This window comes from Vibrio harveyi, from assembly GCF_030060435.1.
GTDB lineage: Bacteria > Pseudomonadota > Gammaproteobacteria > Enterobacterales > Vibrionaceae > Vibrio > Vibrio harveyi.
In genome coordinates, this window is sequence record NZ_CP125876.1 from 938,207 (window position 1) to 961,664 (window position 23,458).

Genomic DNA, 23,458 nt, shown 5'->3' on the forward strand with positions numbered 1-23,458 from the left:
AAAATCATTATTCGCCTAGGTTGGCTTGCATTGCTTCAGATTTGTCAGCCGTCATCACGAAGTGCAGTTCGCCGCCTGCTTTGAATTCGCTGTGCTGGAAGGTGTTGTACACATCCAGAGGCTTACCGTTGATGGTTACTTCTTTGATGTACATGTTGTCTGGACCGTTGTTTTCAGCCGTTACCGTGAAGGTGCCAGAGCCAATGTCTACCGTCGCTTTGTCGAAGATTGGACGACCGATGCTGTAGGTTGGATCGGTTGGCGAGATTTGGTAGAAGCCCAGTGCTGACATCAAGTACCACGCTGACATTTGACCTACGTCTTCGTTACCGATGATGCCGTCTGGCGTCGGTTTGTAGAACTGGTCGTAAACTTGGTCTAGATATTCCTGCGCCTTGTAAGACTCTTCAGTACGGTTGTACAAATAGATGACGTGGTGCGAAGGCTCGTTACCGTGAATGTACTGACCGATGTAGCCTGTCATGTCTTGGTGCGCTTCACCGCCATTTGGATCGGCAGTAAATAGGTTGTTCAGCTTGTCGTTCAGACCTTGCGTGCCGCCCATGATTTCAGTCAGCTTGTCTAAGTCTTGCATGAACGCCCATTGCCACTGCCACGCGTTACCTTCTGTGTAGTAGAACGCGTCAGATTTGTAAGGGTCGAAGTCAGTTGAAGCGTATTTCAGTGCACATGGGTCACCTTCTTTCAGTTCTGTCGGTACAAAGAAGCCCGTGCCGTCTGCGTTACCTGCTTTTGCATCCCAGTGTTTCAAAGAGTTGTAAGAACGAGCTTTGAACTCTTCATAGGCGTCCATATCGCCAGCAGCTTTTGCCATTTCTGCGATCGTCCAATCGTAGAAGGAGAATTCCAACGAGTACGACACTGAGTTCCAGTTCGGGTAACGAACACACTGTTCTTTCTCGTGGTAGTTCAACTGACCAGCCATAAGTGAGCTTAGGATGTCGTCATGAATCTGTGGGTACTCATGCGGTGTGTAGCGAGCTGATTTCACTGACGCCGTGTAAGCCTGCTCTGCATCAATCAAGCCTTTGGTCACCGCATCGCCCAGAATCGCTGCCGATGGGTAGCCGATCATGGTGCCGGTCTCTGAGCCGTGACCTTCCCATTTCGGCAGTAAACCAAACTCGTCGTTGGATTTACGAATCAAGTCTTTCACGTATAGCGTTGCTTGATCTGGGTCGATGATGGTCCACATTGGGTGAACCGCGCGGAACGTATCCCACGTTGAGTAAATCGAGTAGTTTGGCGTGTCGCCATCTTTCAGTGTGCGCACTGTGCCAAGCATATCCACGTATTGACCATCCACATCGTAGAACTCGATTGGTGCGATCATCATGTGGTACATGCCGGTGTAGAAGTTGGTTTTCTCTGCGTCTGTGCCGCCTTCTACTTTGATTTTCGCTAGCTTCTCAGCCCACGCGTATTCCGCGTCTTCTTTTACTTTTGCTAGGTCGAAACTTGGCGCTTCCGCTTCTAAGTTTTTCTGTGCACCTTGCCAGTTAACTGGAGAGATACCCACGCGGATTTCAATTGGCTCTTCGCCTGTGCCAAAGTTTAGGTAAGCGGTCAGATCATCGCCTGAGTAAACCGCGCCATTGCGCATTTCGCGCGTTGGTTCTAGGTCTTGTTCGCCTAGCAGTGCTTTGGCGATTGGTTGGTTGAATTTCGCGTAGAAGAAGATGTCCTGACCTTGGTGATCTTGCCCTTGGAACCAGCCTGTTGATGTTTTACGACCGCGAATGGTGTATTCGTCCACCACCTCTACTTTGTTCTTCAAAGACTTGCCGTTGTTGTTCATTAGGGTATGACCCAAATCGAACTTCACGTTGCGGTCCGCGCCATCAGCAAAGGTGTATTTGTGCAAGCCAACGCGTTTGGTTGCGCTCAGTTCTACTTCGATTTGACCTTGGTTTAGCTTGGTTTTGTAGTAGCCTGCGCTTGCTTCTTCATTGGCTTTGTCGAAAGAGTTCAGCTGTGTGTTCGCCATGTCTGCGTATGGCAGAACCAAGATGTCGCCTAAGTCCGTTGCGCCTGTACCTGAAAGGTGAGTATGGGAGAAGCCGTACAGGGGAACGTCAGTGTTAACCACTTCGCCAGTTTCGTAGTTGGATGAATCCCAGTAGCCAGAAGCTGAGTGCCAAGGGTTAAGCCCTGATTCGTGGTCTGTGTTAGAGCCGATGAAAGTATCGGGAGACAGTTGAACCATACCTGCCGGTACCGTCGCGCCCGGGAATGTATGACCAGAAGCCGCTGTGCCGATCATAGGATCGACGTATTTCAACACCGCAAGATCAACAATTGGATCGCCCGGCAGTGAAGAGGAAGAATCGTTGTCGCTGTTACAGCCAGCCAAGCCACCCGTCAGACCAACCAGGATAGCCAAAGAGATAAGATTACGTTTAAACATGTGCATACCGTTTTGTCGTTATTCGTATATAAAAAAGTGTTTATAAGAGACTGCTTATAAAATTTGCTTGTAGGGATAGCCGGGAGATGCGCTCCCCCGGCTGAGTTGTCACTATTGGGATTAACGAGAACCTGCTGGCATCTCGTCTTCATGCAAGAACTCACCGATGCCTTGTGCTGGTGGAAGATCTTGCTCTAGAGAGCCCCAACGTTGATTTGGTTTGTCGCCCATCACGAACTCCAACTCACCGCCGTACATGATTTCGTCATGAGTCAAGTAAGTACGGTTGAAGTCTTTGCCGTTGTAGCGAGCCGATTGAATGAAGATGTTTTCGCGGCTAACGTTTTTCGCGGTAACCGTGAACTTCTGGTTGTTGCCGACATCGATAGACGCGCTTTCAAACAGCGGAGTACCGATTTCGTAGATGCCAGAAGAAGCATTCACTGGGTAGAAGCCAAGTGCACGGAACACGAACCACGCAGAGAGCGTACCGAAGTCGTCGTTACCACAAATGCCGTCGGCGGTGTTCTTGTAGCAAATGTTGGTCGCTGCGGCGATGGCTGCCTGACCTTTCCAAGGTTGACCCACGTAGTTGTACAAGTAAGGAACGTGGATATCTGGTTCGTTACCTTGAACGTGCTGACCAACGTTACCTGTGTTGAACACTGGGAATTGGTTGTCGCCTGCGTTGCGGTCTGGGTAGGTTGACCAGTACTCATCCAAGCGAGCTGCGAACAAGTCACCGCGTTCTGCTTCTGGGTTTTGTGTCTTGTCGAAGCGTGTCATCAGGTCAATCAAGCCATGAATGTCGTGCTGAACACTGAACGAGTATTGCCAGCCGTTCGATTCAGAGAATGACCAGTTGAACATGTCTGGACGCCAGTCTTTACCCACCGCACGACCAGTGATTGGGTCTACCCAACCCGCATCGATAAACTCGCCATCGTAGTCACGGGCTTTGAACCAACCTTGGTATTGCTTACCACCGAAGTCGAATTGCGCTTGCCAGTTTTTAGAACGGTTAGCGAACTCGGTGTAGCGTGGATCTTCTTCACCGAACACTTCTTTGATCGATTGCGCGATTGCCCAGTCGTTCATTGAGTACTCAAGCGAGTAAGATGCTGTCCAAGAGTCTTTAAACGGTGAGTGACTGCCGTAAGAATCTGGTGGAGTATCGTGCAATTGCGCTGGCACGTAACCTTGTTCTTCGTACTCTTTGATCCATGCTACGCCTTGGCTCGTTGCGGCGCGCGCGTCTGTGATCATCGCTTCAACTAAACGTTCTTTAACGTCTTTGCGCTCTGCTTCTGTGAAGCCAAGATCGATCATGCGTTTTTCTAGTGAGCCTTTCGACAACACATCATGAATCACAGGCGTTGAGTGCATGCCCATCATCATGCCGGTTTCGTTGCCTTTGAATGTCCACTCAGGCAGGCGACCTTTGCGCACGTTGCCTTTGTCATCCACCCATTCTTCTTCGGCATAAGACAGCATAGACAGCACCACGTCAGCTAAGCGGTCTGGCTCAAGAATCGAAGATAGCGGTTGAACTGCGCGGTAGGTATCCCACAAAGAGAAAGTGTCGTAACGCGTGAAGTCTGCTTTGCCATCTTTGTTGGCATCGGCAGTGCGGATCGACTCTTTCAGCGTATCAATCTTATCGCCCCAAGGTGTGTTGCCATCAGGGTATGCGTTACGACCTTGGTGAACTTGGCGGTAGCGACCATCTAAGTCAGAGTGAATAGTTTGACCTAGGTACGAGTGGTACATCGCGGTGTAGAAGGTCTGTTTGTAATCTTCGTCGCCAGAGACTTGGATCTTGCCGAGTTCGTCTTCCCATTTTTTCGTTGCCGCTTCGCGTACTTGGTCGAAGTTCATGCCCGCAACTTCTGTCATGTTAAGAGAAGCACCTGATTTACCGTTCTCGCCAATCTCAACGTTTGATAGCGCCAATTTCGCTTCAACCGTTAAGCCGTCTTTGGATGTGTCGAACTCTACGTAAGCGCGTGCGTATTGGTACTTGCCGCGAGTCTCGTTACCGATTTCCGTAATGCCTTCTGGCACGTCCATGTAACGACCTTGCTCTTTATCGTAGTAAGCAAAGCGAACGTTTTTGATTGGTTGGTCGAATTCCATCACGAAGAATTCTTTTTGGCTTGGTGCCCAGCCGTCAGAGAAACGGTGACCTTCTAGACGGTTATTGTCTTTGTCCCATTTCAAGTAAGAATCTGAGGTGTAGTCCCAGTTAATTTTGAAGCCAGTATTCACGATGATTTCTGACTTCTCATCACGAGGGAAGGTGTAGCGGTGTACACCAACGCGATCCGACGCCGTCAACTCGGCTTTGATGTCGTAATCCAATAGATCGACTTTGTAGTAGCCTGCCGTCGCTTGCTCGTCACGATGTTGGAAGCGAGACGCTTCTAGGTTGAGCGTTGCCGAACCTTCATCAATCATGTAGTCCGAACGCGAGTTGATTGGCATGACGAGAATGTCGTTCAAGTCGCCAGCACCTGCTCCGGAAAGGTGGGTATGAGAGAAACCGGAAGTACGTGCGTCGTGGTAGTAGTAGCCTGAAATGTATTCCCAGCCGTTAGAACCGTTGTTTGGAGAAAGCTGCACCATGCCGTGTGGTGTGGTTGCACCAGGGTAGGTGTTGCCTAGGTTACCTGTGCCGATGAATGGGTTGACGTAGCGTGTTACGTCCATACCGGCGAAATCTACCGGGATGTGAACGCCCATGTCGATTTCAGGTGTTTCTGGGTTTGGCTTGTCATCACAGTCGCCATCACCAACTGGAGGACATACTGGCTTGCCGCCGTCAGGAATATCCGGCAGTGCAGGGTTGGTGTCACCGCCTTCATAAATGTTGGTTGTGTCGTCGTTACAGCCGGTCAGACCGACTAGACCACTGAGAACTGCGCAAGCGAGTAGGGAAGGTTTGAATTTCATTTTTAAAGCCTTGTAAATTGTAGGGTTATATAATTAAAAAAATCAGGGGTATTACTAAAACTTAAAAACTTGAAATAGAGCCCTTTGGGGGAAAGGGCTCTTAGGGGGAGGAGCTTAAGGTTTAAGCTTTCACAAGAGTCGCTGCGTTACGCATCGCTTCTTTCGTTGAACACTCAACAACGTTTGCTTTTGCAAAGCGGTGAGCGTCTTTTACTTGGATATCGTGAGCTAGAATAACCAGCTTCGCGTTTGCTACATCTAGGTCAGTGATGCGGTTCTGGATACCGTTTTGACCTTGAGTTTCTACTTTGATTTTCAGACCTGCTGCTGCACCTGCTTTCTCTAGTGCTTTCGCAGCCATGAATGTGTGTGCTACGCCAGATGGGCAACATGTTACTGCTACGATGTCGTACTCGCCTTCGCCTGCTGCTGGAGCCGCTTGAGCTTGTGCAGGTGCTGCTTCAACGATTTCGTCTTCTGCTTCTTCTTCAGCAACTGGTTTCCAGAAGCCAACGATAACTGCTGTTGTTAGTGAGCCTAGTGCGATACCCACAACGTACATTGGGATGTTGCTTGATACAGGTGCTGTGATTAGACCGCCCCATGGTGCGTGTAGTAGTACGTCTGTTAGGAAGCCGAACACACAGCCAACGATACCACCAGCAACGATTGAAGGAAGAACGCGTACAGGGTCGTTTGCAGCGAATGGGATAGCACCTTCAGAGATACCGATAGAACCCATGATTGCTGCTGCTTTACCTGCTTCTTGTTCTTGCTTAGTGAACTTCTTCTTGAATAGGAATGTTGCTAGTGCCATACCTAGAGGAGGCGTACAGATTGCGATACCAACACCACCCATTAGCCATGGTTGAGTATCAACTTGAGTTTGAGCGAATAGCGTTGCTACTTTGTTGATTGGACCGCCCATATCGAATGCAGTCATACCACCAAGAATCGTACCTAGAACCACTTTAGAAGCGCCAGCCATAGAAGCTAGGAATTCGTTCATAGACGCCATGAAGATCTTGATTGGCTCACCGATACCCCATAGAACGATACCTGCAGAGATAAGCGTACCTAGTAGAGGGTAGATGAAGTAAGCGCCCAACGCAGTCATGTTAGCAGAAAGAGGGATCTTCTTAAGTTGGAATACCACACCACCTGCGATGAAACCCGCTACGATACAACCAAGGAAGCCGCCGCCCATGTCAGCCATGATGCCAGAAGAGATCATCGCTGGAGCTAGTGCTGGTTTGTCTGCAATTGAGTAACCGATGAAGCCACCAAGAATAATTGGGAACAGCACCAGACCTTTAATACCGATATTAGAAATATCAGCCAATAAACCGTCCGCAGGAACCGCACCTTTACCTGATGCCATTACCGCTAGCGCTAGTAGTACACCACCCGCAACGATAAATGGAAGCATGTGAGAAGTACCGAATAAAAGGTGACCTTTCATAGTGCTTAGGATTTTTTTGAAATCGCTATTATTACTAGCTTGAGCTGTGATTGTACTCATAATTTCACGCCTTATGAATTAATTAAAATATTTAGTATTTGGTTTTCGTCTTTTGCGTTATGAATATCTTCAATAAACTCTTCGCTAAATTTACCGAATAATTCTTGAAGAACATAAATATGGTGGTCGGCACCGTTATCTGGTGAGGCAATCATGAAGAATACGGTCGGTTTGACTCCCTCTTCGTCGCCATACTCGATGCCTTCGCGCTTTACGCCAACAGCGATTGCAGGCTCTGTCACCGCTTTGCTTTTTGCGTGTGGGTAAGCGATGCCGTCCATTGAAGTCACGCTTAATGCTTCACGTGCTTCGATGTCGGTTAAAAAAGCCTCTTTGCTGCTGATTCGATTATTTTCGAATAGCATTTGCGCTAGCTCTTCAAAGACTTCTTTTTTATTATTTGCTTGAAGGTTGCCTTTAATTAAATTGACGTTTGTTAGTTCTGTAATCATTTTTTGACTCATTGGTACTGAAGTAATGAGGCAAATTTAATTAATGTTACGGTTTTCTGAAATAGTAAAAAAAATCCAATAACTATATTTTTGTATCACTGAGAGCTAAGTGTGATAGAAGTCATTAATATCAATGAGCTAGAAGGGAATTAGTATTGTGACTTATATTCCATTTATTTTGAAATTAATAATGAAGCTTGAAAATAAACGAGAAGGGAATCAAATATTAATTGAAAAAGCCGGAAGAACATGACTGTTGCTTCCGGCTGTTATGTCTATGGTAATACGTTGCTATACCGTAATTACTTGAACGCCAGCTTCTTCTAGTGCTTTAAGTGTTGTTTCATCGGCACCTTGATCCGTAATTAGGGTATCAAGTTGAGAGGCAGAAGCCAGAAGCTTTCCGCCGTGTTTGCCTATCTTGCTACTATCGACTAATGCTACTAGACGATCACCGTATTCCAATAGTTTCTTCTCAGCCATGTAAACCAAGAGATCAGAAGTGTACACGCCAGCTTTCGAAACACCGGTACCTGTGAAGAAAACGTAACGACTTGAATAGTCGTCAGTATTTTCAGCATCTGGTGAGATGGTAATATGACGCTCTGGTAGATACTGCCCACCTAGAATGATCAAACTAGAATGTTTCTTCTGAATGAGTTGGTAAGCAAGTGGCATAAAGTTGGTCACCACTTGAATGTTGCTGCCAGCTAAATAGTCACCCAACAATAACGTTGTGTTACTGCCACTTACCACCACACTATCACCTTCATCACACATTTCAGCGGCGGCTTGGGCAATCCGAGATTTAGCTGCAAAATTCTCAATGTCTTTTTCTGAAGGAATGAAATGAGAAGCAACATGAGATTGTGTGGCTACTTGTTCTGATTTAATCACTTCCGCACCATTGCGGATCTTAGTGAGTTTCCCGTCTTCTGCGAGTTTTGTTATGTCGCGTCGGGCTGTTGATAGAGAAATATCAAGCATCTCAACGTAGTCGCTCGTGCTGATATACGTGTGATTTTCTAGATACTCCAAAAGCCTTCTATGACGCTGAGCTTCATTCATAGTTAAGTCCTTGATTTTTGTTTTGACCAATTTTGACCGAATTTGACGTTTTGAGCAAATAAAAAATCAAAATGACGTTTTTTGAATTGTTTGTGACCGATTTTTGTGATCTTTAGCCTGTTTTGAATTATTTTAAGTCAAAATGACTTTGCGTGACGTTATTTGACCGTTTATAGTCATTTTGCGTCACAAAGAGTCATTGGAGACCAAGATGAAGTATCAAGCAATCATTATCGATTTAGATGGCACACTGTTAAATGACCATAATCAGATCAGTAGTAACAATATCGAAGCGATCAAACTTGCGATTAGTGAAGGTTATAAAGTCACATTAGCAAGTGGTCGTCCACATAACCTGATGCTTCCTTTTGCCAAGCAGCTTGGCATTGAACTGCCGATGATTTGCTGTAATGGAGCCTACCAGTTTGACCCTGTTCAAGGCAGCATCAACGATAGCCAAGTCATTGGTTCAAATGTACTCAATGCATTACTCGACACTCTCAATATTGGTCAGTTTTATTTCACGCTTTACTGCGAAAACGGCATTTTTGCGACTCAACAATCTGAACACTTCCTAGGTCTTCAGCAACAGATGTTGGCACTGGGCGTTGAGGACAACATGAAAATTGTACCGAGTGTTCGTTCACTACTTAATGAATGTGGTGATGTATATAAAGTCTTGGTCTCTAGCGAAGACAAAGTCGCTCTCTGTGAATTACGTGATGTGCTGATTCATCATCATGTACAAGCCGATCTTTCAACTCCGAACAAGCTTGATATCACAGCGAAGGGAGCGAACAAAGGCACCGCAACTCTTCACCTACTTAATCAACTCAACCTGAATCCGAAATACACCATTGCTTTTGGTGACGGAGACAACGATGCAGAAATGTTACGCGTTGTTGGAGAACCCGTAGCAATGGAAAACGCTAGTCCAGCCATTCGTGGGTTAGCGAACTTAATTGTCACAGATAACAACGGTTGCGGCATTGGGCAGTACCTCAGATTGATCGTGTCTGAAGGTCAGCATCATGCCAACACTCTTACTTCTATTAAGGAAACACAATGAAAAAAGTAAAAATCGCAGCAGGTCTTGCACACGTAGATTACGGCCACATCGCAGATATCGTAAAAGAAGTGTCTGACGCGGGTGCGGATTACATTCACTGTGATGCTGCTGATATGCATGATTTGAAAAACATGCAGCTTATGGGTGGTCATCAAATCGTTGAAGGTATTCGTCAGTACACGGATAAGCCAATCGAAGTCCACGCTTACTTTAAAGATTGTGATCGTCTATTTGTAGAAAAGATTGCTAAAGCTGGCGCAGACATGCTGATTCTTCCAGCAGAGAACTTCTTGGGTGCGCCATTGGCGTACATGATGAAGTACTGCCGTGACTACAACATGAAGTTTGGTCTAACCGTTGGCTGTTTTACTCCTGTCTCTTTCGTTAAAGAAGCAATTTACTACCTAGACCGACTACACATTGTTATTCATGGCGTGAACAACGATGAATGGTTATGGCGTGAGTCTGCGATTGAAATGATTCGCGAAGCGCGTCAGCTAATTAACGAGCGTAACCCTAACTGTGAATTGTGTGTTGACGGTGGTATCCGTAACCACAACCTAGAGCCGCTGTTGAAAGAAGACATTGATGTGATGGTGGCATCAACCAACATCTTCGGTCACAAAGAAGGCATTACAGCTGGCGTAAAAGATTTCCGTGCTGCACTGAATGCTGCTGAAGAAGCCGTTGCCGCTGAACTAGCTTAATTAGAGTTAATGGTGTCGGGCTGAACTTCCCCCTCGAAATGCTCCGGCTCGACACCAACCAAGGAATTGCCATGACACATTTTAATCACTACCAACCGACTAAGCTGAGCTTTGGCCCGGGCAATGTGAGCCAAATTGGTCATATGATTGCCAAATACGGTCGACGCTGTTTGATTGTCTCTGAACCGATATTTGAAGCAGTTAAACCAGCTTATGAGCGTATTTTTGCTTTGCTTGCAGAACAAGATATTCATGTAACGCACTTCGATGGCGTTGTACCTAATCCGCCAACGACGGTTGTTGAGCTTGGACGACAAGTTGGTATCGAAGCTGACTGTGACGTTGTACTTGCTATTGGCGGTGGTTCATCGATCGATACCGCGAAGATCATCGCAGCAACCATGAAGGTTGACACAATTGATTGGGCACACTGGTTTAAAAATTATGATTCGCCTTTTGGTGATATTAAGGCGCTGCCAGCATCAACTGTGCCTTTGATTGCGATACCAACAACATCTGGAACGGGCTCTCAGGTTACTCATGCAGCGGTTATTACTGATCTTGATAGCCACTCAAAACTGACATTGTTCCATCCTGATTTTTATCCATGTGAAGCCATTATTGATCCTGAATTAATGCTGACCTTACCACCTCGTATGACAGCGATGACTGGTTTTGATGCGTTTTCACATGCGTTTGAGTCGTACACCGGCACAAAGCCTTCACCATTAGTTGATAGTTTGGCGCTAGAAGCCATGAAGCTGGTGGTAGAAAACTTGCCTGCGGTTGTGAAGAACGGCTCCGATATCGAAGGTCGTTGTCGATTGGCAAGCGCTGATACGTTGGCTGGGATCTCCTTGGCTAATGGTGGCGCAGGCGCACCGCATCCTCTAGGGGAAATCTTAGGTAGTAGAAAAACGAATTTACCTCATGGTTTGACACTAGCGGTGGTTTATCCCGCTTATGTTCAACTGCAATGGCGTAAACAACCAGAACGTTACGCAAAAGTTGCTGAGCTATTTGGTGCCGTGGGAAGCACTGAAGAAAAAGCGCAATCGCTAGCAACGCACTTAGTCACGTTTTTAGGGCAAATTGGTTTAGAGCACAACCTAACGCAGGTAGGAGTCACAGAGGAAGACGTAAAGGCATTAGAACCAGCGTTTTGCTTCAACCTACCTTTGACAACAGGCGAAGAGATGAAAACGATTCTGTACGCCAGCTTGGTATAGCAGAACAAAAAGGGGTTGAGAACATGGAAAACGAAGTAAAAACAATGAAATTTGCAGCGTTGAATGTGGATAGAGAGGACATCAAACGTCGTGATATTCAAGCGTTAATCTTCGATTTCGATGGTCTACTCGTCGATACAGAAACCTGTTTGTTTAGGGCCTGGGAAGCTCTAATGAAGCCATTCGGGATTGATGTTTCGCCACTCCAGGTTGCTGGTCTAGTTGGGAGCTCAGTACCAGCAACCTCTCTTTGTGACCTTTATCGATATCATTCAAAGCAAGTGTTATCTGATGATGAAATCAGACAACAAGTCTTTAGTCATGCTTATCGACTGATTGCACTTCAAACAGAACGAAAAGGTGTTCGCTGCTATCTAGACACAGCAAAGCAAATGGAGCTTAAGATGGCGTTAGCAACAAGTTCTGAATACGAGCATTACATGCCGATTCTGAAGCGCCTGAATTTAGAACATTACTTTGACTGTTTCACCGGAGCAGAAGAAATCTCGATTGAACGTCGTAAGCCATCTCCGGACGTTTATCTCACTAGCCTAGAAAAACTCGGAGTTTCTGCCAGTCAAGCCATTGCCTTTGAGGACTCTCCTCCAGGAGTTACAGCGGCTCGAGCGGCAGGTATTTCAACAGTTGCGGTAACCAATTACCTGACTCAGCACTTAGATGTCTCGCATGCAGACATTGTTTTATCATCAATGAGTCAAATTTCGCTAGCGCAATTGATTATCAACTTATCGAGATAGAGTTATGAACAAATTAGAACAATTGAAAAAATACACAACGGTTGTTGCTGATACTGGTGACATTGATGCGATTGCTGCATTCCAGCCTCAAGATGCGACGACAAACCCTTCATTAGTGCTTAAAGCGGCAGAGATGCCTCAATACGATCACTTGATTGTGGATGCGATTGAATGGGCGAAAAAACAAAGCGCAGATAGAGCACAGCAGATCATCGATGCAAGCGATAAATTGGCGGTCAACATCGGCGTGGAAATCTTAAAAACCGTACCAGGGCGTATCTCTACTGAGGTTGATGCTCGCTTATCATTTGATAAAGAATCCAGTTTGGTGAAAGCGCGAAAATTGATCGCCATGTACCAAGAAGCTGGCATTGAGAAAGCGCGCATTTTGATCAAGCTGGCGTCAACATGGGAAGGCATTCGTGCAGCAGAAGTACTCGAAAAAGAAGGCATTAACTGTAACCTAACGCTGCTGTTTAACTTTGCTCAGGCAAAAGCGTGTGCAGAAGCGGGGGCATTCCTTATCTCTCCATTTGTTGGTCGTATCTTAGATTGGTACAAAAACAATACTGTTCAAAAAGAATACCTTCCACATGAAGACCCGGGTGTTGTCTCGGTTTCTAAGATTTACAACTACTACAAAGATCATGGCTATAACACTGTGGTTATGGGCGCTAGCTTCCGTAATGCTGACGAAGTGCTCGCTCTAGCTGGCTGTGATCGTCTAACGATTGGTCCTGCAATCTTAGATCAACTTGCAGCGCAAGAGGGTGAGGTTGAACCAAAGCTTTATGCTCAACGCACGAATGTGAACCCTGCGCCAACGGCAATGACTGAAGCTGAGTTCCGTTGGGAAATGAACCAAGATCCAATGGCGACAGAGAAGTTGTCTGAGGGTATTCGTAACTTTGCCGTAGACCAAGGCAAACTAGAAGCAATGATTGAAGCACGTCTGTAAGGAGCAGTGAAGATGATCTCTCGAAATAAACTTGCAGACACGATTCGTGTATTGAGTATGGATGCGGTGCAAAAAGCTGGCTCTGGTCATCCTGGTGCACCGATGGGCATGGCGGATATTGCGGAAGTTCTGTGGCGTGATTTTCTAAAACATAATCCCACCAACCCTAATTGGCCGGATCGTGACCGTTTTATTCTTTCTAACGGTCATGGCTCTATGCTGATTTACAGCTTATTGCATTTGTCTGGCTATGATTTGACGATGGCAGATATTCAATCTTTCCGTCAGTTGCATGCAAAGACGGCGGGACATCCAGAATATGGTTATGCACCGGGGATTGAAACAACGACTGGTCCGCTAGGTCAAGGCATTACCAATGGGGTTGGTATGGCACTCGCTGAGAAGGTATTAGCTGATCAGTTTAACCGTCCTGGTCATGAGATCGTTGACCACCACACCTATGTGTTTATGGGTGATGGCTGCATGATGGAAGGCATTTCCCACGAAGCTTGTTCGTTAGCTGGCACATTAGGTTTAGGCAAGCTGATTGCGTTTTGGGATGACAATGGCATCTCAATTGATGGCGAGGTTGAGGGATGGTTTTCGGATGATACGCCTAAACGTTTTGAAGCATATGGTTGGCACGTCATTGCGGATGTTGATGGTCATAACGCTCAATCAATTCGCCAAGCGATTCTAGAGGCTCAGGCAGAAACCAGTAAGCCAACGTTAATTTGCTGTAAAACTATTATTGGCTTTGGATCGCCAAACAAATCAGCAAGCCACGATTGTCATGGTGCACCGTTAGGTGAAGAAGAGGTAGCGCTAGTACGTCAAAACCTAGGTTGGGAATACGCCCCGTTTGAAATCCCGCATGAAATTTATCAAGCGTGGGATGCCAAAGTTGCAGGTAAAGATGCGGAAGCACAATGGGCGAATCGCTTTGTGGAATATGAATTGGTATACCCAGAGCTGGCAGCAGAGTTTAATCGTCGAGTAAAGGGTGACCTACCAGAAAACTGGGCTCAAATCAGTGAAGATGTGATTAAAACTTTGCAAGCCAACCCTGCGACTATCGCGACTCGCAAAGCATCGCAAAACGCGATTGAGGCCTTCGGCACGCACTTACCTGAATTCCTAGGTGGCTCGGCAGATCTAACTCCATCAAACCTAACGAATTGGTCTGGTTCAAAAGCAATTACCGCTCAGGATGCTTCAGGTAATTACCTTAGTTACGGAGTTCGTGAATTTGCCATGTCAGCCATGATGAATGGCATTGCTCTCCACGGCGGTTTTATTCCTTATGGCGGTACATTCTTAATGTTTATGGAATACGCACGTAATGCATTGCGTATGGCCGCATTGATGAAGCAACGCAGCATCTTTGTCTACACGCATGATTCAATTGGTTTGGGTGAAGATGGTCCAACGCATCAACCTGTGGAACAAATCGCATCACTGCGTTTAACGCCAAACATGAGCACATGGCGTCCTTGTGACCAAGTCGAGACCGCAGTCGCTTGGAAAGCCGCTGTCGAGAGAACGGATGGTCCAACTTCACTGATTTTCTCGCGCCAGAATCTTGTTCAATTTGAGCGTGATGAGGAGACATTAGAAAACATCGCGAAAGGTGGTTACATCTTGTCCGACTGTGACGGTGAACCTGAGCTTATTCTCATTGCCACGGGGTCTGAAGTTGCTCTTGCTATGGACGCAAAGGCGCAGTTGAACAATGTTCGCTGTCGTGTGGTTTCGATGCCTGCAACCGACGTGTTTGACGCGCAGAGTGCACAATACCAGCAACACGTTCTCCCAACCAATGTGACCAATCGTATCGCGATTGAAGCTGGTATTCGAGATTACTGGTTTAAGTACGCGGGCTTACAAGGAGAGATCATCGGTATGACGAGCTTTGGTGAGTCTGCTCCTGCTGATCAGCTCTTTGAAATGTACGGCTTTACTGTGGCAAACGTTGTGGATACTGCCAAGCGTATGATGGAGAACGCGTAATGGAAACTTTCATCACAAATACGGTGGATGAATGTGTCAGAGTTAAGGCTGCGAAAGCAGCCTTGGACCACATTCTACAAAATGTCACTCCAGATACGGTTATTGGAATTGGTACAGGTGCAACAGCAGAAGTATTTGTCCAATTATTGGCAGCTAGTGGCGTGGCGTTTGCTCACTGTGTATCAAGTTCAGAACGCTCTTCTAAAGCCATCCAGAGTTCAGGTTTGAAAGAAATCCCTCTCGCAGACTGCTTGTACGTGGATTATTACGTTGATGGCATTGATGAAGGGTTAACAAACGGCATCACAATCAAAGGTGGGGGCGCGGCTTTAGGGCGTGAAAAAGTCATTGCCTCTATGACTAAGTGCTTTATCACCATCTCAGATGAAGGACGTTTAGTGGAGACGTTGGGGAGATTCCCTCTGCCAATTGAAGTCCTCCCAGCGGCGAAAATGCCAGTTATTCTCGCCTTAAAATCCCTTGGTGGCCGTCCTTTGCAACGCCCTGATTGCGTTACTGATAATGGCAATATTATTTTGGATGTTTCTGGTCTAGATATGAGTGAGCCAACCGAATTAGAACAGCGACTGAACTCCCTTTCAGGTGTGGTTGAGAATGGCATATTTTCTCAATGCCGTGCGCACTATATGGCGTTTTCAAATACACAAGGCGTTCGTTGGTTATCGGTAAATTGAGAGCCTGATAACAAGTTTATTAATAACCTCTTCTTGGCTAGGGATTTAAGGGATTAAACATGATGGAAAGCAAGTTTTCGACAGAAGCAATCGAGTATCTTGAACAGCATATTGATGAGTTACTTAACGATTTATCTGAGCTAGTTGCTATTCCATCAGTACGTGATTTGACGACACAAACAGAGAATGCTCCGTTTGGTTATCAAATTAGACAAGCGTTTGATTACTTAATCAAATTTGCTGAAAGAGAAGGTTTAGAAGTGCGTGATCACCAAGGTTATGCTTTGGATATAAGCTTTGGGCAAGGTGATCAAGAAATCGCTCTGCTGCACCATGTTGATGTGGTGCCAGCAGGGGATGAGATGCTATGGCGAACGCCGCCATACCGTATGACTAAAATTGATAACATGGTTTTTGGACGAGGCGTAACAGACAACAAAGGTCCACTGATTGCTAGCTTGTACATCCTCAAGTTGTTTAAACAACTTACTGTCCCTCTCAATAAGAAAATAAGAGTCATTATTGGTGGTGCAGAAGAGACAACTTGGGAATGTGTAGAGCATTACTTTCAACACAATCCGCAGCCAGAATATGGCTTTTCTCCAGATGGCGACTTCCCAATCGTCAACGGTGAAAAGGGTATTTTGCATGCGTCATTGGAGAAGCAATTTTCTGCCAGAAGCAGTGATAGCGCATGCCAAATTAGACGCATCGAGAGTGAACGAGATAGAACATCCACTTGTCACTTTTTGGTGCTTGAATTGGCAGGCTCTAGTGCTGAAAAAGTAGCGCATCAGTTTGCTGCTTTTGCTGATGTGATTGACTGTCAGTCACATTACCGCGTTGAGATTTCAACGCCGTGGGAGAAATCCCGCAACCCGCATAAAGTTGATAACTGCATGGACAAGTTCGTCAACATTATGCGTCATGTGGAAGGATTAGATCCAAACTCTGCCAGCTTGGTCCACTTGCTTGATTCCCACTTTGCAAATGACTACGTCGGGCATAAGTTAGGTCTATACCATAACGATGATGAGATGGGATACACAACGTGTTGTGTTTCTGCCATCAACATGGATTCGCATGGCTACAATTTGGATTTTGATTTTCGGTTTCCTAAAGGACTGAGTATCGAGAGAGTTCGTTCCCAATTACTGGCTTTATCCCAACAAGCTGGTGTGAACTTTGTCGAACATCAGTACTTACCTCTATCCTACCTCTCTCCCGAAAGTGCCCTTATCCAAGCGATGGGGAAAGCTTATTCCGATGTTACTGGAACGGATGCAAATTGCTTTAGTAAAGGCGCGGCTTCGTACGCGCGTGCATTGGAGCATGGAGTAGCTTTTGGACCAACTTTCCCTGAAGAAGTGACCTTTGTGCACGAGCCAAATGAACAGCTCAACCTAGAGTCACTAATAAAAGCAATAACGATATACGTGAAAGTTCTCATATCACTTCAGGAGTAAATTATGAGAGATAAGGTTCAAGCACTTGCCGGCGGTATGATGGTTTCCATCATTGTACTGGTCATTGCAGGTATTTTTATAGGGATAGGCGCTGGCGTTGTAAACCAAATGTCAGCTCAAGACTCTGTCATTTTTGCGTTCTTCAAACTGATGCTCGATCTTGGTTTGATGGTAATGCGAAACCTACCACCATTCTTTGCGATTGGTTTAGCCTTTGCCTTGTCAAAATCTGAAAAAGGTTGGGCAGCATTTACAGGCTTTACCATGTTTATGTGTTTCAACGTCGCGATTGGTTCCATTGCCGCTTTTAACGGCTGGACACCGGAAACGACCAGTGTTGATTACCTTGTTAACAACATGGGTTACGACAAAGTTGCCGCACAAAATTTCAATTCACTATGGGGTGAAAACCTAGGCGTATTCTCATACAACATGGGGATCTTTAGCGGGATCATTGTGGGCTGTATCACAGCGGCACTGCACAACCGTTTCTACAAATTTGAAATGCCAGCAATGTTGAGCTTCTTCTCTGGTCCACGTGCTGTCGTAATCTTTGCTTATCTTGCGATTATGCCGATCAGCTTTGTCGCTTATCATGCTTGGCCACCGATCGCGGGTGGGCTGCAATCTATCACGACGCTTATTACTAGCTCGGGTATCTTTGGCTCTTTCCTATTCGGCGTGTTTGATAAGGGGTTACTACCATTTGGTCTCCACCATCTCATCGCCTTCCCAATTGAATACACTCGTGTGGGTGGGGTAATGGAAATTGATGGCGTTGTGTACGAAGGTGTACGTAATATCATGAATGGTCAAATGAGCTCCCCTGAGGCAACTGGTTACATCACACATAACTTTACTAGTGGTCGTATTCCAATTCAGATTGGTGGTCTTACAGGTGCGGCTTATGCGATGTATGTCACCGCGAAACCACAAAACAAAAAGAAAGTCGCTGCGATTATGATCCCTGCCGTATTTACTGCAGCAGTTATCGGGATCACAGAGCCACTTGAATACACTTTCTTGTTTGTTCAACCATTCTTGTTCTTTGCTGTGCACGTGCCATTAAATGGTTTGGCTTACGTCATTACTGAGATGTTTGGCGTCTCTATTCATGGTAACCAACTGTTGTTTATGGTGCCAAACCTACTACAGCCAGAGAAGGTACATGCTTGGGCGTTGCTATGGATTATTCCACTGTACTTCGTTGTTTACTTCTACACATTTAAGTACGTGATTCTGAAGTTCAACTCTAAAACACCAGGTCGTGAAGAGGACGATGATGCAGATATCGCTCTTTACTCAAAAGCAGACTTCAAGAAGAAAAAAGAGCAGAACTCTGCAGGTCTTCCAGTCGAAATTATTAAAGCGCTGGGTGGTGCTGAGAACATCGATAACGTTTCAAACTGCGCCACACGCTTAAGGGTTTCCCTACATGATGAAACGTTAGCGGCAGCAGATGATGTCTGGAAAAAACAACTGAATGCAATTGGCGTGGTGAGAATGCCAAAAGGAATTCAGGTCATCTACGGTGCGAACGTTATTACCATTGCGTCAGGTATTAAAGAAGCGCTGGGCGTCGACTCTTAATCATTCCCCCCTACAAATAAAAAACCAATAACAAGTGAACCCTCCTGTGGTGCGAGCACCACGGGTAGGGATTTCTGTACCCAAAATATGGAAATATAATTATGAAAAATATAACAAAAGTGTCCCTAACCTTGCTTGCAGTGAGTATTTCTGGTGCGCTACACGCAACCGAAGCCCCTACATGGTCTGAAAGAAACCCAATCGTGTTTTGGGGTGATCGTGCAAATGAAGATTGGAGCTACGTAGACAATCTTGCGGAGAGCGAAAAGAGCTTTTCAGAGAAGTTAAAACGCCTTGATATTACTGATGATGGAGAGTGGAAAGTTTCATTTAGCGGTAACATTAAAGCGGCTTTTGATAATCGTTGGAATCATATGTATGACTCTGATGTACGTAAGAAAAATGAGTTCCGTAGCCGAATGCAGTTTGCTACTGATGTGACATACCAAGATTGGGCTCGAATCTACGGTGAAATCCGCACCAACTACACCAACTTAGATAACCCTGGTCCGGTAGATGATGCTGGTACTGACTTCCACCAACTATTCACAGAGTTCAAGCTGCTCGATGATGGTGAACAGTATTTGAGCACACGTTTAGGACGCCAAGAGATCTACCTCAATGAATGGCAAATGATGAACCGAGAACCAACACCCGTGCAATCGAGTTGGAATGCGGCGAGTGCCAAATACAGAGTGAATGGCATCAACTTTGATGTTTATTACGGTGAAGAAGTCTTCCCATTGCGCAAAGATGGCAGTTGGAGTGGGAACTGGGATGACAAAACCAACGGAAAAACCTCCACAGGTATCTTTGCGAATTGGCGCACGGACTATGGCGCAATGCAGGCTTATTTCATGAGCAATGACGTGACCAACAGTTCATTCGTTAATGCTCCGGATGGGGATGTAGATATTCAAGTGCTGGGCTTGCACGCACATGATTTTGTTCGTGAAGGTTTCGGGTACATGGTTGATGGTGTTTATCAGTTTGGTGACCATGCTGGCAAAGATATTTCAGCGTATATGGCTTATGCGGATCTGAACTACAACTGGAGTGCAGATTGGAATGTACGTGCAGGTTTAAACCTTCATTATGCATCGGGAACAAGCAAGGATAGCGATAAAGTGAACACGTTCAACCCACTATGGACGGGGGATCCTCTAGGTTTTGCTCATGACGGGGCTTACGGTAACGCGATGCAGGTTGGCGGTTATTCAGTTATTGAGTACATGCCAAAACAGAGCATTATCACTGGCTTTATGTCAACGTGGCGCGCCGATACAGACGATGCGATTTATACCTTAAATCAGGATATTTTGTTCGGTGAAAACTCTGATGAAAAATACGCTTACACTCAATTTTATCTGCAGTTCCACAACTACATTACGGGCAACCTAAAAACGGAGTTGAACCTGTACTATGCGTTGGATAGTGACTATACGCGTGATGTTGTCGGTCCTCAAAGCGATAACATTACTCGTGCCGAAATCGCAGTGATCTACAACTTCTAGTATTGCGATAGACGATAAATATCCAAGCATACTGCTTTTATCTGTCCTATTTGCCTTGATTAAGGCACGTCATGTTTTTTAAGCAGCAATTTTGCCCAGTCGACATGCTGGGCTTTTTTATTGGAAAATTGGGAAGTGCTCAGTGGATACCATTAGTTTTGCTTGTACTTATGCAGCAAATCTAACGGGATATGGCAGTAGTCGTTTGGAAAGCGTGTGAGTCGGTCTTGATGCTCATCATCACTTGGCACGTAGTTCGTGAGTGGCAGCACCTCTACGGCGATCTTATCGGCATCTGGTCTTGCAGCGATAAATGCTTTGGCAATCGCTAGGTGTTGTTCGTTTTGACTATAAACACCGGTACGGTACTTCTCACCTACGTCTTCACCTTGCTTGTTAACACTGTGCGGGTCGATGATCTCAAACAGATAGCCCATTAAAGTTTCAACCGACACTTGTTCAGGGTCGAACTGGGTTTTCACGCATTCCGCGTAGCCATCGTATTCGGTTTGAGTGTTGTCCGTCGTGCCATTTGCTCGTCCTGCTTCGGTGCTGATTACGCCCGGAAGGTGGCGCATAAATTCTTGAACGCCCCAAAGGCAGCCGCCTGCAAAGTAAATTTCTTCCATCATTCTGTCCTGAAAAACTTTGCGTCATTATGGGCATCACTTTCGCTCAAACACAACTCCAACCATAAAACAGGAACAACTCAGAAGTGATTTGCTCTCTTTTTTGTGCTGCGTTTCCTCGTTAGATTGAGCGCAGTTAAGAGCTAGGGGAATCCTAATGAAAATTGAACATATCGCGATTTGGACTGAACGTTTGGAAGAGCTTAAAGCCTTCTATGAGAAATACTTTAACGCGGTGTCTAACGACAAATACCACAACCCAACTAAACAGTTTTCATCTTACTTTCTTTCGTTTGAAAGTGGTGCACGACTGGAGTTAATGTCGATGGAAGGTGTGACCGCTTGTGAAAAATCTCATGCGATGCAGGTAACAGGGTTGGCACACTTTGCCTTCGCCTTAGGATCAGAACAGGCAGTGGATCAATTGACCAAAACCTTAGTGGATGATGGCTACCAATGGATCGATGGTCCGAGACAAACAGGTGACGGTTACTACGAAAGCTGCATCTTAGATCCGGACGGCAACCGTCTTGAGCTTACGGTGTAACGCGACTTAGCTTATTTCTATCGTTCACAGGCTACTTTCATATGAAAGTGTTCGGGCGTATACTGCAAGCTCATCAATAAGGAGCGAGCCTGTGAACTCAAGACAAAATGAAATCCTGCAATTGGTTAATGACCGCAAACGCGTTCAAGTGACGGAGCTTTCTGACATCATTGGCGTGTCGGGCGTGACCATCAGACAGGATTTGAACTTCCTTGAGCAACAAGGCTACTTAAAGCGCGTACACGGCGCTGCGACGGCGCTACAAAGTGACGATATTGATACGCGACTCGAAGTGCGTTTCGACATCAAACAAGCGTTAGCCAACAAAGCGGCAGACTTGGTATCACCAAACGAAACTGTATTGATCGAAGGCGGCAGTGCTAATGCGCTCTTGGCTCGCACATTGGCTGAACGTGGTGACGTCACCCTCATTACTCCATCAGCGTACATCGCCCACCTCATCCGTAACACCTCAGCTAACATCATCTTGCTTGGTGGTGTGTATCAGCATCAAGGCGAGAGCTTGGTTGGACCGCTGACTAAGCTGTGTATTGAGAACATTCATTTCAGCACGGCTTTCTTGGGTATTGACGGTTTCCATCAAGACACAGGCTTTACTAGCCGAGACATGATGCGTGCAGAAATAGCTGAAACCATCATTGCGAAAAAGCGCCGTAATATCGTGCTGACGGACTCAAGCAAGTTTGGGCAAATCTACCCATCTTCGATTGGTAAAACGAGTGAAATCTCTGTGTTGTTAACCGACAAAGCCGCTCCGAAAAGCGACCTCGAACAGTTGAGAAAGCAAGGTGTGGAAGTGGTGTTGGGTTAAGCCGACTCACGAACAATGAGTTTGGGAGGTAGGATCAAGCTGTAAGGCTCGCTGTCTTCTTGCTTCAATTGATTGATCAATCGTTTTGCTGCTTGTCTTCCCATCTCTCGTGCATTGGAATTAACGAAGGTGAGCGGTGGTTCAATTAACTCTGCTTCTTCAACGTCATCAAAACCAATCACCGATACTTGCTCGCCGATAAACTGATCTTTACCGATAGAACGTCCCGCTCGATGTATGCCATAAACCGCGCCTAGTGCCGTCGAGGAATGGTGACAAAGAACCGCAGTAATCTGTGGATGTTCCAACAACAACTGCTGCACAGCTTGAGCGGCAGACGCTTGGCTTTTCTCACACTCGACCACCCACTCAGGTTTGAAAGGCAAACCAAACTGCATCAGGGTTGAACAATACCCACCAATACGCTCAGCACGGCACAAAGAACTGCTCGCGCCACCGACATAAGCGATTCTGCGATGCCCTTGCTTAACCAGATGCTCCGTCGCCAACTTGGCGGCGTACATGTTGTCTGGTCCTACATAGTCGATTTGCTTATCCACCGAAGCGCGTGAAATGCACACCATTGGCAGATTGTGTTGCTTAAGGTTTTCGACGTTGAACTGCTGGCTTTCACCAATCGGGCAAAATGCGATACCACCGACACCTTGGCGTGCCATGGTTAATACACACTTCTCAAACTTTTCTTGACTATCCCCACTCTGAGCCAGAAACAGCATGTAACCTTGCTGCTCGATTTCCTCACTCAATCCTGCCGCGACTTCCGCGTAATAGGGATCGCTGATGTCTTTGAGGATCAGTCCAATGATTTCACTGGAGTTGGAACGTAAGTTGGCAGCGGCACGGTTACGGATATAGCCGAGCTCTTCTACCGCAGCGTTGACCTTTTCTATTGTGTCTGGAGAGATCCGCCCTTTATTCCCCAACACCATAGAGACGGTGGTAACTGACACGCCAGCATGTTTAGCGACTTCTGTAATGGTCACTTTTTTTGACGACATAGATTCACTTTAT

At 46.1% G+C, this 23,458-nt stretch carries 18 protein-coding genes and 1 pseudogene; 12 read left to right on the plus strand and 7 right to left on the minus strand.

The window, feature by feature from the left end:
* Window positions 1-7: 7 nt before the first annotated feature.
* From QMY49_RS20820 to ulaR, 5 genes are all read right to left on the minus strand, one after another.
* Window positions 8-2,428, minus strand: a complete 2,421-nt coding sequence (locus QMY49_RS20820) for a GH92 family glycosyl hydrolase (RefSeq protein ID WP_025534386.1) — start codon at window positions 2,426-2,428, stop codon at window positions 8-10.
* A gap of 120 nt (window positions 2,429-2,548) precedes the next feature.
* Window positions 2,549-5,380 (minus strand): GH92 family glycosyl hydrolase, encoded by a 2,832-nt coding sequence (locus tag QMY49_RS20825; RefSeq protein WP_283316561.1) that lies wholly within the window; start codon window positions 5,378-5,380, stop codon window positions 2,549-2,551.
* 121 nt (window positions 5,381-5,501) lie between these two features.
* Entirely contained in the window at window positions 5,502-6,902 is a 1,401-nt protein-coding gene (locus tag QMY49_RS20830; RefSeq protein WP_005453038.1) for a PTS fructose transporter subunit IIBC, read from the minus strand.
* 11 nt (window positions 6,903-6,913) lie between these two features.
* Window positions 6,914-7,354: a PTS sugar transporter subunit IIA gene (locus QMY49_RS20835; RefSeq protein WP_005436338.1), complete on the minus strand. Its 441-nt coding sequence runs from the start codon at window positions 7,352-7,354 to the stop codon at window positions 6,914-6,916.
* Between the two features lie 291 nt (window positions 7,355-7,645).
* On the minus strand, window positions 7,646-8,422 hold the full coding sequence (ulaR, locus tag QMY49_RS20840) for an HTH-type transcriptional regulator UlaR (RefSeq protein WP_005453036.1): 777 nt from the start codon (window positions 8,420-8,422) through the stop codon (window positions 7,646-7,648).
* Window positions 8,423-8,633: 211 nt separating this feature from the next.
* Here ulaR and QMY49_RS20845 point away from each other — a divergent pair.
* From QMY49_RS20845 to QMY49_RS20890, 10 genes and pseudogenes are all read left to right on the plus strand, one after another.
* A pseudogene (locus QMY49_RS20845) lies at window positions 8,634-9,478 on the plus strand (Cof-type HAD-IIB family hydrolase).
* 9 nt (window positions 9,479-9,487) lie between these two features.
* Window positions 9,488-10,198 (plus strand): ribulose-phosphate 3-epimerase, encoded by a 711-nt coding sequence (locus QMY49_RS20850; protein WP_005453033.1) that lies wholly within the window; start codon window positions 9,488-9,490, stop codon window positions 10,196-10,198.
* A gap of 71 nt (window positions 10,199-10,269) precedes the next feature.
* The gene (locus QMY49_RS20855; RefSeq protein WP_283316571.1) at window positions 10,270-11,427 is read left to right on the plus strand and encodes an iron-containing alcohol dehydrogenase; all 1,158 of its coding nucleotides are present in this window, start codon (window positions 10,270-10,272) and stop codon (window positions 11,425-11,427) included.
* Between the two features lie 23 nt (window positions 11,428-11,450).
* Window positions 11,451-12,185: an HAD family hydrolase gene (locus QMY49_RS20860; protein WP_017189624.1), complete on the plus strand. Its 735-nt coding sequence runs from the start codon at window positions 11,451-11,453 to the stop codon at window positions 12,183-12,185.
* 4 nt (window positions 12,186-12,189) lie between these two features.
* Window positions 12,190-13,143: a transaldolase gene (gene tal, locus QMY49_RS20865; RefSeq protein ID WP_049534852.1), complete on the plus strand. Its 954-nt coding sequence runs from the start codon at window positions 12,190-12,192 to the stop codon at window positions 13,141-13,143.
* A 12-nt stretch (window positions 13,144-13,155) separates the two neighbouring features.
* Window positions 13,156-15,153, plus strand: a complete 1,998-nt coding sequence (gene tkt, locus QMY49_RS20870) for a transketolase (RefSeq protein ID WP_283316576.1) — start codon at window positions 13,156-13,158, stop codon at window positions 15,151-15,153.
* Window positions 15,153-15,848, plus strand: coding sequence for a ribose-5-phosphate isomerase RpiA (gene rpiA, locus QMY49_RS20875; RefSeq protein ID WP_009697920.1), 696 nt, complete (start codon window positions 15,153-15,155; stop codon window positions 15,846-15,848). The genes tkt and rpiA overlap by 1 nt, the downstream gene beginning before the upstream one ends.
* A 59-nt stretch (window positions 15,849-15,907) precedes the next feature.
* Window positions 15,908-17,314, plus strand: coding sequence for a Sapep family Mn(2+)-dependent dipeptidase (locus QMY49_RS20880; protein WP_283316579.1), 1,407 nt, complete (start codon window positions 15,908-15,910; stop codon window positions 17,312-17,314).
* Window positions 17,315-17,317: 3 nt separating this feature from the next.
* Complete coding sequence (locus QMY49_RS20885) at window positions 17,318-18,904, plus strand: PTS transporter subunit EIIC (protein ID WP_005453012.1); 1,587 nt, start codon at window positions 17,318-17,320, stop codon at window positions 18,902-18,904.
* 101 nt (window positions 18,905-19,005) lie between these two features.
* On the plus strand, window positions 19,006-20,418 hold the full coding sequence (locus tag QMY49_RS20890; protein WP_005453010.1) for an alginate export family protein: 1,413 nt from the start codon (window positions 19,006-19,008) through the stop codon (window positions 20,416-20,418).
* A 152-nt stretch (window positions 20,419-20,570) separates the two neighbouring features.
* Here QMY49_RS20890 and QMY49_RS20895 read toward each other — a convergent pair whose 3' ends face one another.
* Window positions 20,571-21,047, minus strand: a complete 477-nt coding sequence (locus tag QMY49_RS20895; protein WP_038899326.1) for a peptide-methionine (S)-S-oxide reductase — start codon at window positions 21,045-21,047, stop codon at window positions 20,571-20,573.
* Window positions 21,048-21,204: 157 nt separating this feature from the next.
* Here QMY49_RS20895 and QMY49_RS20900 point away from each other — a divergent pair, with 157 nt between their 5' ends.
* Window positions 21,205-21,594: a VOC family protein gene (locus tag QMY49_RS20900; RefSeq protein WP_017189619.1), complete on the plus strand. Its 390-nt coding sequence runs from the start codon at window positions 21,205-21,207 to the stop codon at window positions 21,592-21,594.
* A gap of 91 nt (window positions 21,595-21,685) precedes the next feature.
* On the plus strand, window positions 21,686-22,426 hold the full coding sequence (locus QMY49_RS20905) for a DeoR/GlpR family DNA-binding transcription regulator (RefSeq protein WP_017189618.1): 741 nt from the start codon (window positions 21,686-21,688) through the stop codon (window positions 22,424-22,426).
* On the opposite strand, the gene malI is transcribed toward QMY49_RS20905, so the two are convergent.
* Entirely contained in the window at window positions 22,423-23,445 is a 1,023-nt protein-coding gene (gene malI, locus QMY49_RS20910) for a Mal regulon transcriptional regulator MalI (RefSeq protein WP_017818475.1), read from the minus strand. The two genes, QMY49_RS20905 and malI, sit on opposite strands and share 4 nt — an antisense overlap.
* Between the last annotated feature and the right edge of the window lie 13 nt (window positions 23,446-23,458).